At 70.7% G+C, this 14,838-nt stretch carries 11 protein-coding genes and 1 tRNA gene; 6 read left to right on the top strand and 6 right to left on the bottom strand.

What is annotated here, in order from left to right; translation table 11 throughout:
* Positions 1–44 precede the first annotated feature (44 nt).
* From BGO46_RS06975 to aceE, 5 genes are all read right to left on the bottom strand, one after another.
* A complete protein-coding gene (locus tag BGO46_RS06975) occupies positions 45–293 on the bottom strand; it encodes an acyl carrier protein (protein WP_005049448.1) in 249 nt (82 codons plus the stop codon).
* 88 nt (positions 294–381) lie between these two features.
* Positions 382–1,383 (bottom strand): beta-ketoacyl-ACP synthase III, encoded by a 1,002-nt coding sequence (locus BGO46_RS06970; RefSeq protein WP_292676457.1) that lies wholly within the window; start codon positions 1,381–1,383, stop codon positions 382–384.
* Entirely contained in the window at positions 1,380–2,300 is a 921-nt protein-coding gene (locus tag BGO46_RS06965; protein WP_292676459.1) for an ACP S-malonyltransferase, read from the bottom strand. The genes BGO46_RS06970 and BGO46_RS06965 overlap by 4 nt, the downstream gene beginning before the upstream one ends.
* 103 nt (positions 2,301–2,403) lie before the next feature.
* Positions 2,404–3,615 carry a PucR family transcriptional regulator gene (locus BGO46_RS06960; RefSeq protein WP_292676461.1) on the bottom strand — a complete coding sequence of 404 codons (1,212 nt, stop codon included), beginning with the start codon at positions 3,613–3,615 and terminating at the stop codon, positions 2,404–2,406.
* 8 nt (positions 3,616–3,623) lie between these two features.
* Positions 3,624–6,353 carry a pyruvate dehydrogenase (acetyl-transferring), homodimeric type gene (gene aceE, locus BGO46_RS06955; RefSeq protein WP_292676463.1) on the bottom strand — a complete coding sequence of 910 codons (2,730 nt, stop codon included), beginning with the start codon at positions 6,351–6,353 and terminating at the stop codon, positions 3,624–3,626.
* Positions 6,354–6,624: 271 nt separating this feature from the next.
* On the opposite strand from aceE, the gene BGO46_RS06950 reads away from it, so the two are divergent.
* The 4 genes from BGO46_RS06950 (at position 6,625) to BGO46_RS06935 (ending at position 12,259) form a co-directional block, all read left to right on the top strand.
* Positions 6,625–8,685: an MMPL family transporter gene (locus BGO46_RS06950; protein ID WP_292676465.1), complete on the top strand. Its 2,061-nt coding sequence runs from the start codon at positions 6,625–6,627 to the stop codon at positions 8,683–8,685.
* A complete protein-coding gene (locus tag BGO46_RS06945) occupies positions 8,651–9,931 on the top strand; it encodes a sensor histidine kinase (protein ID WP_292676467.1) in 1,281 nt (426 codons plus the stop codon). The genes BGO46_RS06950 and BGO46_RS06945 overlap by 35 nt, the downstream gene beginning before the upstream one ends.
* A complete protein-coding gene (locus BGO46_RS06940) occupies positions 9,928–10,548 on the top strand; it encodes a response regulator transcription factor (protein ID WP_292676469.1) in 621 nt (206 codons plus the stop codon). Before BGO46_RS06945 ends, BGO46_RS06940 begins: the two co-directional genes overlap by 4 nt.
* Before the next feature lie 103 nt (positions 10,549–10,651).
* Entirely contained in the window at positions 10,652–12,259 is a 1,608-nt protein-coding gene (locus tag BGO46_RS06935; protein WP_292676512.1) for a DHA2 family efflux MFS transporter permease subunit, read from the top strand.
* Here the strand turns inward: BGO46_RS06935 and BGO46_RS06930 are convergent.
* Positions 12,219–12,291 (bottom strand) — tRNA-Val (locus BGO46_RS06930). The two genes, BGO46_RS06935 and BGO46_RS06930, sit on opposite strands and share 41 nt — an antisense overlap.
* 59 nt (positions 12,292–12,350) lie before the next feature.
* On the opposite strand from BGO46_RS06930, the gene BGO46_RS06925 reads away from it, so the two are divergent.
* Positions 12,351–13,082, top strand: coding sequence for a C4-type zinc ribbon domain-containing protein (locus BGO46_RS06925; protein ID WP_292676471.1), 732 nt, complete (start codon positions 12,351–12,353; stop codon positions 13,080–13,082).
* Entirely contained in the window at positions 13,079–14,815 is a 1,737-nt protein-coding gene (locus tag BGO46_RS06920) for a bifunctional 3'-5' exonuclease/DNA polymerase (protein ID WP_292676473.1), read from the top strand. Before BGO46_RS06925 ends, BGO46_RS06920 begins: the two co-directional genes overlap by 4 nt.
* Positions 14,816–14,838 lie beyond the last annotated feature (23 nt).

The raw sequence follows: 14,838 nt of genomic DNA, 5'->3' as shown, positions 1-14,838 counted from the left end.
CGCGATGCTCCGGTGGGGGCGCGTGCCCCCACCGGCAGGGCAGGTCAGGCCTGGTTGGTGGTGATGAAGGTGACGGCGTCGCCGACGGTCTTGAGGTTCTTGACCTCTTCGTCGGGGATCGTCACGCCGAACTTCTCCTCGGCGTTGACGACGATCGTCATCATCGAGATCGAGTCGATGTCGAGGTCGTCCGTGAACGACTTCTCCAGCGCGACCTCGTCGGCCGAGATGCCGGTCTCGTCGGTGATGAGCTCGGCAAGCCCGGCGAGGACCTCGTCGTTGCTGAAAGCCATGGGGTTTCTCCTTGTTTTCTGAGAGTGATTCTCGGGTGGTGACGACCCGACAGGGTCGGTGATCAGTCTAGGTGCGGGCCTTCGCCGGTCACGGGAGGACGACGACCTGGGCGCCGAACACGAGTCCCGCGCCGAACCCGATCTGCAGGGCCAGCCCGCCGCTGAGCTCGGGGTGCTCTTCGAGCAGGCGGTGCGTGGCCAGCGGAATCGATGCGGCCGACGTGTTGCCGGTCGTCTCGATGTCGCGGCCGATGACGACGCTCTCGGGCAGCTTCAGCTGCTTGGCGAACTCGTCGATGATGCGCATGTTGGCCTGGTGCGGCACGAATGCGGCGAGATCGGATGCCTCGATGCCGGCCGCCTCGAGCGCCTGGCGGGCGACCTTGACCATCTCCCACACGGCCCACCGGAAGACCGTCGGACCCTCCTGGCGAAGCGTCGGCCAGGGCGCGAGCCCGTCGCGGAACTCGACGAGCGTGTGGTTCATCGCGACGGCATCCGCCTTCGAGCCGTCCGAGCCCCACACCGTGGGGCCGATTCCGGGGAAGTCGCTCGGCCCGACGACCGCGGCGCCGGCACCGTCACCGAGCAGGAACGAGATCGAGCGGTCGGTCGGGTCGACGATGTCGCTGAGCTTCTCGGCACCCACCACGACGGCGTAGCGCGCGGCGCCCGCGCGGACGAGGGCGTCGGCCTGCGCGACGCCGTAGGCGAAGCCGGCGCACGCGGCGTTGACGTCGTACGCGGCGGCGGGGTTGGCGCCGACGCGGTCGGCGACGATCGCCGAGACCGACGGGGTCTGCTTCGGGTTCGAGATCGTCGCGACGATGACGGCGTCGATCAGCTCGGGGTCGACGCCCGAACGTGAGATGGCTTCAGCGGCGGCATCCGAGGCGAGATCGATCGCCGTCGTCTCCGCGTTCGCGCGCATGCGCGTGATGATGCCGGTGCGCTGGCGGATCCACTCGTCACTCGAGTCGATCGGGCCCACGAGGTCGTCGTTGGGCACGGCGTTCTCGCCGCGGGCGGCGCCGTACGCGTAGATGCGCGTGTGGGCCGGGCCGGTGGACTGGGTGAGCGCGGCGGTCATGCGCCTTCTCCTGTCAGCAGGGCGGCGGCAGCCGCGAGGTCGTCGGGCGTCTTGACCGCGACGGTGGGCACGCCCCGCAGGGCGCGCTTGGCCAGCCCCACGAGGGTGCCGGCGGGAGCGAGTTCGATGATGCCGGTGACGCCGAGGTCGGCGAAGGACTGCATGCACAGGTCCCAGCGCACCGGTGAGGCGACCTGCGCGACGAGCAGATCAAGGGCGGCGCTGCCGGACTCGACCGTCGACCCGTCGTGGTTCGTCCACAGGGTGAGAGCGGGGTCGGATGCCGTGACATCCGCCGCGGCCGCGCGCAGCGTCTCGACGGCGGGTGCCATGAAGCGGGTGTGGAAGGCGCCGGCGACCTGCAGCGAGATGACGCGGCTCGCGGGCACCGGGGTGGCGGCGAGCTCAGCGAGCGCGGGCAGGGCGCCTGCGGCGACGATCTGGCCGGCGCCGTTGTGGTTCGCGGGCGTGAGATCGAGCTCTTCGAGGCGCGCCAGGACGGCGTCGCGGTCGCCGCCGAGGATCGCGCTCATGCCGGTCTGCTCGATCGCGGCGGCCTCGGCCATCGCGCGGCCGCGGATGCCGACCAGGCGCATGCCGTCGGCGCCGGTGAGCACGCCGGCGGCGACGAGTGCGGCGATCTCGCCGACCGAGTGCCCGGCGACGCCCGCGGGGCGGGTGCCCGCGGCATCCGTCAGGGCAGTGTAGGAGAGCAGACTTGCCGCGACGATGAGCGGCTGGGCGACCTGCGTGTCGCGGATGCGGTCGGCATCCCACTCGGTGCCGGCGGCGACGAGGTCGACACCACTGTCCTGCGAGTACTGCTCGAGCTTCTCGCGGGCGCCGTCCAAGGCGAGCCACGGCTCGAGGAAGCCAGGCGTCTGCGAACCCTGTCCGGGGAAGACGGTGATGATCACTGCTCTATCCTCCCAAGATCTCCCCGCGCGTGCTGGGGGTCATGTCACAAGAACCGCGGAAAGCCTTGTGTGTGTCTCACAATACGGCCCGTGGCCGGTGGCGTCACGAGGGGCGTCGGGCGCCGACGGAGCGGCGCCGCGTGACCTCCGTGCCGATCGAGCCGATGATCAGGGCCGTCTGCAGGATGAGCGCTTCGCGCGGGCCCGTGGCATCCCACCCGATGACGTCCGAGACGCGCTTCAGGCGGTAGCGGACCGTGTTCGGGTGCACGAACAGCTCGCGCGCCGTCGCCTCCAGCGACCGGCCGTTGTCGAGATAGCTCCACAGCGTCGTGACGAGGTCGGACGAGTGCGCCTGCAACGGACGGTAGATGCGCTCGACGAGCGTCGCTTTCGCAGCGCTGTCGCCGGCGAGAGCCCGCTCGGGCAGCAGATCGTCGGCCTCGACAGGCCGCGGCGCGTTGCGCCAGGCGCCGGCCACCGCGAAACCGGCCAGCGCGGCGCGGGCACTGACCCCGGCGTCGACGAGGGCCGGCACAGGCGGGCCCAGCACGAGGTGGCCGCTGCCGAAGCCGGGCTCGAGTCGCCGGGCGATCTCGGGGAAGGACAGTTCGGATGCCGCGTCGCCGGTCGGCGCGTCGGCGCGCCCGATCACGAGCACGAGCCGCGAGCCCTGCACCCCGATCAGGACGTCGACGCCCATCTTGCGCGCGAGGCGGCGCAGTTGGTCGACGTCGAACTGCGGGGGAGTCGTGCCCACGAGTACTGCGACCTCGCCGTGACCGTGCCAGCCCAGGGCCGCGATGCGGCTGGGCAGCTCGCCGTCGGCCTCACCGGTGAGGATCGAGTCGACGACGAGGGCCTCGAGGCGGGCATCCCACAGCCCCCGCGCCTCGGCCGCACGCGCGTAGACGTCGGCCGAGGCGAACGCGATCTCGCGCGAGTACAGCAGGATGCTCTCGCGCAGGTCTTCACCGCGGCCCGCGATGCGTTCCTCAGTGACCGCGACGGTCACCCGCACGAGCTGCAGCGTCTGGGTCAGGCTGACGCTGCGCAGCAGCTCGCGGGGAGCGGCCGCAAACACATCCGCGGCGATCCATGCGGTCGACGACGGGTCGTCGTACCACTGGATGAACGACGTGATGCCCGCCTGCGCCACGAGTCCGACGGCCGAGCGGCGCGCCGGCGGCATGTCGGCGTACCACGGCAGCGAATCCTCGAGTCGCTTGATCGTGGCCGTCGCGAGGTCGCCGGAGATCCGCCGCAACCAGGCGAGGGTCTCGGCCTTCTCCTCGGGTGTGGGGCGGGCGGGCATCGAAGCGGTCAGCTCTCTCCGCCGGCGTTGCCGGTGGTGCCGGCCGTCACGTCGTGCAGGCGGTACTTCTCGATCGCCTGGGCAGACAGCGAACGGTCGACGAGACCTTCCTCCGCGAGCGCCTGCAGCGCGCGCACCACGATCGACGGGCCGTCGATCTTGAAGAAGCGTCGTGCCGCGGCACGCGTGTCGGAGAAGCCGAAGCCGTCGGCACCGAGCGTGACGAAGCGCTGCGGAACCCACGGGCGGATCTGGTCCTGCACGGCGTGCATGAAGTCGCTCACCGCGACGACCGGACCGCGGCTGTCACGCAGCTTCTCGGTCAGGTACGCGGTGCGCGGCTCGTCGAGCGGGTGCAGGAAGTTGTGCTCGTCGGCGGCGAGGCCGTCGCGGCGCAGCTCGGTCCAGCTCGTGACCGACCACACGTCCGCCGCGATGCCCCAGTCATCGCGCAGCAGCTGCTGCGCCTCGAGCACCCACGGCACACCCACACCCGAGCCCAGCAGCTGGACGCGGTGACCGTCGCCGGTGCCCTCCGAGATGCGGTGGATGCCCCGGACGATGCCCTCGGCATCCACGTTCTCCGGCTCGGCCGGCTGGACGATCGGCTCGTTGTAGAGCGTCACGTAGTACATGACGTTCGGGTCGGGGTGGTTACCGCCGTACATGCGGTCCAGGCCCGAGCGGACGATGTGCGCGATCTCGTAGCCGTAGGCGGGGTCGTACGACACCGTCGCGGGGTTCGTCGAGGCGAGCAGGTGCGAGTGGCCGTCGGCGTGCTGCAGGCCCTCACCGGTCAGCGTCGTGCGACCGGCCGTCGCGCCCATGATGAACCCGCGGGCCATCTGGTCGCCCGCGGCCCACTGGGCGTCGCCCGTGCGCTGGAAGCCGAACATCGAGTAGAAGATGTACACCGGGATCAGCGGCTCGCCGTGCGTCGAGTACGACGTGCCGACGTTGGTGAACGCAGCGACGGCGCCGGCCTCGTTGATGCCGACGTGCATGATCTGGCCCTGCGGGCTCTCCTTGTACGCCAGGAGCAGCTCGCGGTCGACCGACGTGTAGTTCTGGCCGTTCGGGTTGTAGATCTTCGCCGTCGGGAAGAACGCGTCGATGCCGAAGGTGCGCGCCTCGTCGGGGATGATCGGCACGATCCGGTTGCCGAAGTCCTTCGAACGCAGCAAGTCCTTGAGCAGTCGCACGAACGCCATCGTGGTGGCGATCTCCTGCGTGCCCGAGCCCTTCTTCGGCAGTGCGTAGGCGCTGTCGTCGGGGAGGGTGATCGGCACGTGGTGGGTGCGGCGCTCGGGCAGGAACCCACCGAGTGCGCGACGACGCTCGACCATGTACTGGATGGTCTCGTCCTCGGCGCCGGGGTGGAAGTACGGCGGCTGGTAGGGGTTCTCTTCGAGCTGCGCGTCGGTCACCGGGATGCGCATCGAGTCGCGGAAGTGCTTGAGGTCCTCGAGCGTCATCTTCTTCATCTGGTGGGTCGCGTTGCGGCCCTCGAAGTGGTGACCGAGGCCGTAGCCCTTGATCGTCTTGGCGAGGATGACGGTGGGCTGACCCTTGTGCTCGGTCGCGGCCTTGTAGGCGGCGTAGAGCTTCTGGTAGTCCAGGCCACCGCGGCGCAGGCCGCCCCAGATGTAGTCGTCGGAGAGGTCCTTGACCATCTCGGCGGTGCGCTCGTCGCGACCGAAGAAGTGGTCGCGGATGAACTTGCCGTCCTCGGCGCGGTACGTCTGGAAGTCGCCGTCCGGCGTCGTGTTCATGAGGCGCACGAGCGCACCGTCGGTATCGCGACCGAGCAGCTCGTCCCATCCGCGGCCCCAGACGACCTTGATGACGTTCCAGCCGGCACCGCGGAAGAACGCCTCGAGCTCCTGGATGATCTTGCCGTTGCCGCGGACCGGGCCGTCCAGGCGCTGCAGGTTGCAGTTGACGACGAACGTCAGGTTGTCCAGGCCCTCGTTGGCGGCGACCTGAAGCTGACCGCGCGATTCGACCTCGTCCATCTCGCCGTCGCCGAGGAACGCCCACACGTGCGAGTTCGAGAGGTCCTTGATCCCGCGGTTGGTGAGGTACTTGTTGGTCATCGCCTGGTACACGGCGTTGATCGGGCCGAGACCCATCGACACCGTCGGGAACTGCCAGTACTCCGGCATGAGGCGCGGGTGCGGGTACGACGGGATGCCCAGGGGAGCCTTCGACTTCTCCTGGCGGAAGCCGTCCAGCTGGTCGGCGGACAGTCGCCCCTCGAGGAACGAGCGCGCGTAGATGCCGGGGGAGGCGTGACCCTGGATGAAGACCTGGTCGCCACCGTTCGGGTCATCCAGCCCGCGGAAGAAGTGGTTGAAGCCGACTTCGTACAGCGACGCGGACGACGCGTACGTGGAGATGTGGCCGCCGACACCGATGCCGGGGCGCTGCGCGCGGTGCACCGTGAGGGCCGCGTTCCAGCGGATCCAGCGGCGGTAGCGGCGCTCGAGCTCTTCATCACCGGGGAAGGCCGGCTCGTTCTCGGGCGCGATCGTGTTGATGTAGTCCGTGACCGGAACCTGCGGCACGTTCAGCTGCAGTTCGTGCGACTTGTTGAGCAGGCTCAACATGATCTCGCGACCGCGGCCCGCCCCCTTGCTGTCGACGAGCTGCTGCAGCGACTCCTGCCATTCCGAGGTCTCGTCCGGGTCGCTGTCCTGCGGCCCCTGGGAGTACGGATCCTGATCGTTGACCGTCACGGGACACCTTTCGTCGTCTGGCAGATCATGCCAGGGATAGGGCTTCTGGATGCGCGCGGCTTTGTACAGCGCGAACAACGCATCCCGAATCAGCCTAGTCACTTCGGCGGGGATCGGATGCCCGTCGTGCCTCTGCGTCGGAGCGGGCGCGTACACATCGTCCGAATGGTTGACATTCAGTTCCATCGTGCTTGCGATGTCCTCCGGGGCGTGCGCTGGTGAAGTCGTAGGTATGGCAGATTCTTCGGTTCACACGCGCTTCTCTGATCGCATGACGTCGCGACGCGGCGCCTGGTTCACCCTCGTCATCGCGCTGCTCGCGATGGTGGTGCTGTTCGGCATCTTCGGCAGCGCGAAGGCGCCCGGGCGCACAGGGCAGGCGCCCGTGGGCGCCGAGTCGACGCAGGTGAGCGACCTGCTGGCGCAGTTCCCCGACGCCGACCGTCAGTCGGTTCTGATCGTCGCGACGCGCAGCGACGGCGCCACGCTCTCGGCATCCGACGTCGACGCGCTCACCGGAATGCTGCCCGCGATCGGGGCGCAGACAGCCGATGAGCCGTCCGGCCCCCTCGTGAGCGACGACGGCGAGGCCGCCGTGATCGTCACCCCGATCGCCGTCGGCGACGACACGGCACAGACGGCGGCGACCATCGCAGACCTGCGGACCGAAATCGCGACGGATGCCCCCGCGGGACTCGTGCTGCAGGTGACGGGCGGCCCCGCGTTCGGTGTGGATGTCGCGAACGCGTTCGAGGGCGCCGACTTCACGCTTCTGCTGGTCACGATCCTGATCGTGGCGATCCTGCTGATCGTCACCTACCGCTCGCCGGTGCTGTGGCTGATCCCCCTCGTCGTCGTCGCCCTCGCCGACGGGCTCGCCGGACGTGTCACGGCGGCCGCGGGGTCGCTGTGGAACCTGCAGTTCGATGCCGGCATCGTGAGCGTGCTGGTTTTCGGCGCCGGCACGAACTACGCGCTCCTGCTGATCTCCCGCTACCGCGAAGAGCTGCGACGCACAGACGATGACCGTGCGGCGCTCGCCCGCGCGTGGCGAAAGACCGTCCCGGCGATCCTCGCGTCGAACGTCACGGTCGTCCTGTCTCTTCTGACGCTGCTGCTCGCGGTCATCCCGTCGACCCGGGGCCTCGGCGTGCCTGCCGCGATCGGGCTGGTGATCGCACTGCTCGCGGTGCTGTTCGTGCTGCCGCCGCTTCTCGCCGTGTGCGGCCGCCGGGTGTTCTGGCCGTTCGTCCCGCGCCCGGGGGAGCAGCGCCGTCAGCGGGGAGTCTGGCGTTCGATCGCGGCTCGCGTGTCGGCACGCCCCGTCGTGAGCCTGCTGGGTGGCGTCGCCCTGCTCGCCGTCATGGCGGCCGGCCTGTTCGGCACCTCCGTGGGCCTGGATCAACTCGAGAAGTTCCGCGTGCAGTCCGAGTCGGCGACGGGTCTCGAAACGCTGTCGGCGCACTTCCCGGCGGGTGAGGCACAGCCGATCTGGATCATCACCGACACCGCGGAAGCGGATGCCGTCACCACCGCCGCCGGTGACGTGGAAGGCGTCGTGCGGGCACATCCGGCCGGGCAGACCGCAGACGGCACGCTGACGAAGATCATGGTGACGAGCGAGTACTCGCCGGGCACCGAGGCGAGCCTCGCGCAGACCGATGAGTTGCGTGCGGCCGTGCATCGGATCGACGGAGCAGATGCCCTCGTCGGCGGTGCCGTCGCGACGGATGTCGACGCGCGCGCGGGCAGCGAGCACGACCTGCTGCTGATCGCCCCGCTCGTGCTGGCGCTGAGCTTCTTCGTGCTGGTGTTCCTGCTGCGCTCGCCCGCCGCGCCGGTGCTGCTGCTGCTCGTGAACCTCGCCAGCGCGGTCGCCGCGATCGGCGCGGGAGCGTGGCTGAGCCGCGTGCTGCTCGACCAGCCGGCGCTCGATCTGCAGGTGCCGATCCTCGCGTTCCTGTTCCTCGTCGCACTCGGCATCGACTACACGATCTTCCTCGTGCACCGTGCCCATGCCGAGTCCGCACGCCGAGGCACCGCCGCCGGCATGGTCGAGGCTGTGACTCACACGGGTGCTGTGATAACGAGCGCCGGCATCGTGCTCGCCGCTGTCTTCGCCGCGCTCGGCGTGCTGCCCCTGGTCGTGCTCGGCCAGCTCGGGCTCATCGTCGGCGTCGGCGTGCTGGTCGACACGCTGGTCGTGCGCACCGTGATCGTGCCCGCGATCTTCACTATCGTCGGAGATCGGATCTGGTGGCCGGGAAAGCCGACCGCCTCGCAGGGAGAATCGACGCATGAGTCTCGTCCGATTGCCGCTGACGCGCACTGAGCCGGCCAGCTCGGCCGTCGCCGGCGCGACCGTGCGGGCGATGGAGGTCGGTCAGCACCTCATCGCGCTCGTCCTCACCACGATCGGTGTGGCCCGCGCGGTCGGCGATGGTGTCGGGATGCCCGCGGCGATCGCCTGCGGCATCGCGATCCTCGTGTGGCACACGGCCGGCACCGTGCTGCCGTCGAAGACCCACTCGCGCGCCCTCGCGGCGTGGTGGCTCGTGGGATTCGCCGCGATCTGGGTCGTCACCGTCGCCGTCTCGGCGGAGTTCATCTGGGTCGCGTTCCTGCTCTGGCTGCTCGCGGGGCACCTGCTGCCCCTGCGGTGGGGGCTGCTGTTCTCTGCCCTGGTGCTCGTCGTCGTGGTCGTCGCACCGGTCGCGCACCACGGCACGACGAGCTACGCCAACGTGTTCGGGCCGCTGATCGGCGGCGTCTTCACCTTCGGCATCTCGCGCGGCTACCTGCAGCTGCTGCGCGACGCCGCGGAACGGGAACGCCTCGTCACTTCGCTCAGGCGAGCACAGACCGAGATGGCGCAGCTGCAGGACGAGCTCGCGCTGGCGCAGCGGCACTCCGGCGCGATCGCCGAGCGCACGCGCATCTCGCGCGACATCCACGACACGATCGCCCAGGCGATCTCGTCGGTGCGCCTCCTCGCGCACGCGGGGGCAGGACGTACGACCGACGTGGATGCCGCGCGGACGCTCGCCCAGGTCGAGGCGCTCGCGGGTGACAGCCTCGTCGACGTCCGACGGATCATCGCCGAGCTCGCCCCCGCAGAGCTCGAGAACGATGCGCTGGCGGATGCACTGGAGCGGATGCTGGAGCGCACGCGCGAGGAAGCCGGCCTGGCCGCGGAGCTGCACGTCGACGGCTCGCTTCCGGCGCTGCCGACACCCGTCGAGGTGGCCCTGCTGCGCACGGCGCAGTCGGCGCTTGCCAACGTGCGACTGCACGCCCGGGCATCCCGCATCGTGATGAGCCTCATCGACGCCGACGACACCGTGCGGCTCGACATCATCGACGACGGCGTCGGCTTCGACCTGGCCGCGTGGGAGCACAGCGCCGACGCGGCGTCGAGCTACGGGTTGCGCTTCATGCGCACGCGCCTGCGTGAGCTCGGCGGCGGACTCGACATCGAGACCGCACCCGGCGAGGGCACCGCACTGTCGGTGTCGCTGCCGATCCACCCCGATCCGTCGCCGAGCGTCGCGCCCGGCACACCTGAGGAGACACGATGACCACCACAGTGCTCCTCGTCGACGATCACCCCGTCGTGCGCAGCGGCCTGCGGGCCGTGCTCGACGCGACCGACACCGTGCGCGTCGTCGGCGAAGCCGCCACGGGCGAGGAAGCGCTGACGCTCGCGTCCCACTTTCACCCGGATGTCGTGCTGTGCGACCTGCGTCTGGGCGACGGTCTTGATGGCATCCAGACGACGGCGGCGCTGCGCGCGCTCGACCCTGCCCCTGCCGTGCTCATCCTCACGACCTACGACCGCGATGCCGAGATCCTCGGTGCGATCGAGGCGGGCGCAGCGGGCTACCTGCTCAAGGAAGTGATACCCGACGCGATCATCGAGGGGATCACGCGGGCGGCCGCCGGCGAGACGGTCCTCGCACCCGACCTCGCGGCACGCGTGCTGAAGGGCATGCGCAGCCCGCTGCCCAAGCTCACCGACCGCGAGCGCGACGTGCTGCGCCTGCTCGCGACGGGAGCGACGAACCGAGAGATCGCCCGCACCCTCTTCGTCACCGAAGCGACGGTCAAGAGCCACCTCGTGCACATCTTCGGCAAACTGTGCGTCGACGGGCGCTCGCGCGCGATCCGCGTCGCGCAGGAGACCGGACTGATCTGACCGTGCACCACCCGCGAAAGGAAAGCCGCTCGTGACGACAACTCCCGGCGCCGCCTCCGAGGCCCCCGCGCCGACCCGCCGCGAATGGTGGGCCCTCGCCGTCCTGTCGATCGGACTCGGGCTCATCGTGCTCGACGGCACGATCGTCGGTGTGGCGCTGCCCGCCATCATCGGCGACCTGGGTCTCGACCTCACCGACGCGCAGTGGGTCAACAGCCTCTACGCCGTGCTGCTCGCGGCCCTGCTGCTGTCGACGGGCAACCTCGCCGACCGGTGGGGTCGCAAGCGCCTGTTCCTCGCGGGTCTCGCCATCTTCGTCGTGGGGAGCCTGCTGGCAGCGGCGTCATCGGCGGCCGACATGTTGATCGCCGCGCGTGCCGTGCAGGCGATCGGCGCCGCGTTCATCATGCCGTCGACGCTGTCGACCGTGAACGCCGTCTTCCGCGGGCGGTATCGCGCGGCGGCGTTCGGCGTGTGGGGCGCCGTCATCTCGGGCGCGGCCGCGATCGGTCCGCTTGCGGGTGGTGCCCTCACGCAGTGGACGTCGTGGCACTGGATCTTCCTCGTGAACCTGCCGCTGGGCGTCATCGTGTTCGTCGCGGCGCTGATCACCGTGCCCGAGACCCGCGGTGTGAAGAAGCGTCCGGGCGTCGACGTCGACGGGGCACTGCTGAGCGCCATCGGGTTCGGCGCCCTCGTCTTCGCCGTCATCGAAGGGCCGGATCTCGGCTGGTGGAAGCCGAAGACCGACCTCGCGATGTTCGGGTGGGTGTGGCCGGCCGACGCTGCGATCTCGGCCGTGCCGGTCGCATTCGCGATCGCCGTCGTCGCTCTCGTCCTCTTCGTGGTCTGGGAGCGGCACCGCGAGAGGGCGCGGCGGGCGGCGCTGCTCGACCTCGGCCTGTTCTCGTTCCGCACGTTCTCGTGGGGAAACCTCACGGCGGCGATGGTGGCGGTGGGCGAGTTCGCGATCATCTTCGTGCTGCCGCTGTATCTCATCAACGCACTCGGCATGGATGTCATGGGCGCGGGCCTCGTGCTCGCGGCGATGGCCGTCGGCGCGTTCCTCTCGGGCGCCGCCGCCCGTCACCTCGCCGCCCGGTTCGGCTCGCCCGGCACCGTGCTCATCGGCCTGGGCCTCGAGGTGCTCGGCGTCGTCGTCCTCGCCCTCCTGATCGGACCGGCGACCCCCGGCTGGCTCGTCGCGATCCCGCTCACCGTGTACGGACTCGGGCTCGGCCTCGCGTCGGCGCAACTGACCGGGACGGTGCTGCGCGACATCCCCGTCGAGGTCTCGGGCCAGGCATCCGCCACGCAGAGCACGGTGCGGCAGATCGGCTCGGCTCTCGGCACGGCGTTCGCCGGCGCGGCGCTGTCGATCTCCCTCGCGCTGACGCTGCCGAGTGCGCTCAGCGCCGCCGGGCTCACGGGCGACTCGGCGACGACACTGGCGGATGCCACGCGGCAGTCGGCCGGCACCACGATCACCCAGCTGCGCGCCGAGGGCACGCACAGCTCGCTCGGCGACCAGACGGCCGCCGCGGTCGACGCGCTGTCGGCGGGCTTCGCTGACGCGACGCGCTGGGCGCTGCTGGTCGCGGCCGTGTTCCTCGTGCTCGGGTTCATCGGCGCCATGCGGCTGCGTCGGGCATCCGACGTTCCGCCTGAAGTGGGCCCTGCCGGGATCGAACCGACGACATCCACGGTGTAAACGTGGCGCTCTACCAGCTGAGCTAAAGGCCCTGGTGCAGTCAGTCTACGAGGCATCCGCTGCGTCGCCCGGCCACGGTAGGTTGGAGGGCGTGAAAGCACCTCCCGCCGACCAGCTGCTCCTCGTCGAGGTCGCGAGCCTGGATGCCACCATCCGCGCCGCCGACCACGCCCGCCGCAACCCCGAGCAGGGTGCCCGCGTGACCGAGCTGCTCGCACAGCGGCAGGCCCAGTCGGCCGAACTGACGACGCGTCTGGGTGTGCGCGATGATGCACGCGCCGAGATGAAGCGACTCGAGTCGGATGTCGCGCTCGTTGAGGCGCGCGTGGCGCGCGACACCGAGCGGCTCGCCGCGACCGCGAACGTCAAAGAGGCGCAGGGACTCGAGCACGAGCTCGCATCGCTCGCCAAGCGCAAGAGCGACCTCGAAGACGCTGAGCTCGAGCTCATGGAGCGCCTCGAGGCGGCCGACGCATCCGTCGCCGAGCAGGAGGCGCTCGTCGCCGAGACCAACGCCGAGGGGGCTCGGCTGAGTGCTGCGGGCAAGGATGCCGTCGCCGCCGCCACCGCACGCCTCGAATCGGCGACCCGCGACCGCGAGGCGGTCGCCGCCAAGGTGCCCGCCGAGCTGCTCGCCGTGTACGACCGACTCGCCGCGCGCGGCAACGGTGCCGGCCTGCTGCGGCGTCGCACGTGCGAGGCCTGCCACATGGTGCTCTCGGGCACCGACCTGCAGACGCTGCGCCAGGCGGCCGAGGACGACGTCGTGATGTGCCCCGAGTGCGGCGCGATCCTCGTGCGCACCGACGAATCGGGGCTGTGACCCCACGCGCCCGTACGCGCTGGCAGGTCGTCGCGCGTGACGGTGCGGACGTCGTGGTCGTGCAACTGGATGCCGAGTTGTCAGAGCTCGCGCGCGAGCGGTTCGCGACGCCAGCCCTGCCCGCGTGGGCGTCCGCGGCGACGGGGGATGCTCCCGACGCGCGCTGGGTCTGGAATGACACGCCGGGCTGGTACGCCGACCTGGTCGCGGCCGGCGTCACGATCGCGCGATGCCACGACCTGAGGCTCTGCCACGCCATCCTGCGCGACAGTGCGCTGGTCACCGACCCGGCGCCGCTGCGGGCGGCGCACGCGTGGGATGCCGCGCCGGCCGAGCCCGACGCCGACGGTCGCCCCGCGCTGTTCGATCTCGAGGCAGGCCCCGACGCGCCCGGCGGGATCCCCGACGACATCGAGTCGGTGCTCGCCGAGCTGCGGCGCCAGCTCGCCGCCGTCGCACAGGCATCCGACCCCGACCGACTGCGCCTGCTGCTGGCGGCCGAATCGGCCGGCGCCCTGCTCGCGGTCGAACTGCACGCCGCGGGGATGCCCTGGAGTCGCGCCGTGCACGAGTCGCTGCTGGAAGAGACGCTTGGCGCCCGGCCCGCGCCCGGCGCTGTCGCGCCGCGTGTGCAGGAGCTCGGCGCGATCGTGCGCGCAGCCCTGGGCGACCCGGCAGCGAGCCTCGACTCGCAGCCGAAGCTGCTGCGGAGTCTTCATCGCATCGGCATCCTCGCGCAGTCGACGAGCCGGTGGGAGCTCGCCGAGTATGACCACCCCGTGATCGCGCCGCTGCTGCAGTACAAGAAGCTCACGCGTCTCGTAAGCGCCAACGGCTGGGCCTGGCTCGACGAGTGGGCGGCCGACGGCCGGTTCCGACCGGTCTACGTGCCGGGCGGCGTCGTGACCGGACGGTGGGCGTCATCGGGCGGCGGTGCCCTGCAGCTGCCGCGTCAACTGCGCCCGGCGGTGCGCGCCGACCCCGGCTGGATGCTCGTCGTGGCCGACGTCGCGCAGCTCGAGCCGCGCATGCTTGCCGCGATGGCCTCCGACCGCGCACTCGCGAGCGCCGCCCGCGGCCGAGACCTGTATGACGGCATCGTCGACAGCGGCATCGTCAGCACCCGCCAAGAGGCGAAGATCGCGATGCTCGGCGCCATGTACGGGGCCACGACGGGCGACAGCGGGCGGCTGGTGCCGGCTCTGCGCCGTGCCTATCCCCGCGCGATGGGCCTCGTCGACGAGGCCGCGCGCACGGGGGAAGAGGGTGGGATCGTCAGCACGTGGCTGGGCCGGTCGAGCCCCGTCGCGGGGGATGTCTGGCGGGATGCGCAGGATCGTGCCGGAGCGCCGGATGCCACCGAGGCCGATCGCACGCGGGCCCGCAGATCGGCGCGCGACCGGGGCCGGTTCACGCGCAACTTCGTCGTGCAGGGGACGGCCGCCGAGTGGGCACTGGCGTGGCTGGCCGACCTGCGTGGCGAACTGACGCTGCTGCCGCGGGTCGCCGAGGCCGACGCGGCCCCGGCATCCGGGCCCGTCTTCGGCCGTCGTGCCCACCTGTGCTTCTTCTTGCACGACGAGATCATCGTGCACACGCCCGCCGCACACGCGGCGCTCGTGGCGGCCGCTGTGCAGCGCACCGCGGCACGCGCGGCGCGTCTGCTGTTCGGCGAGTTCCCGATCGATGTGCCGCTGGACCTCCGGATCACCACGGATGCCGCGAAGACCTGAGCTCCCGGCCCGGTCACAGCCGC

Source organism: Microbacterium sp. 70-16 (assembly GCF_001898315.1).
Taxonomy (GTDB): domain Bacteria; phylum Actinomycetota; class Actinomycetes; order Actinomycetales; family Microbacteriaceae; genus Microbacterium.
Note: the sequence above shows the minus strand (reverse complement) of the source record. Positions and strands in the feature narration are given on the sequence as shown.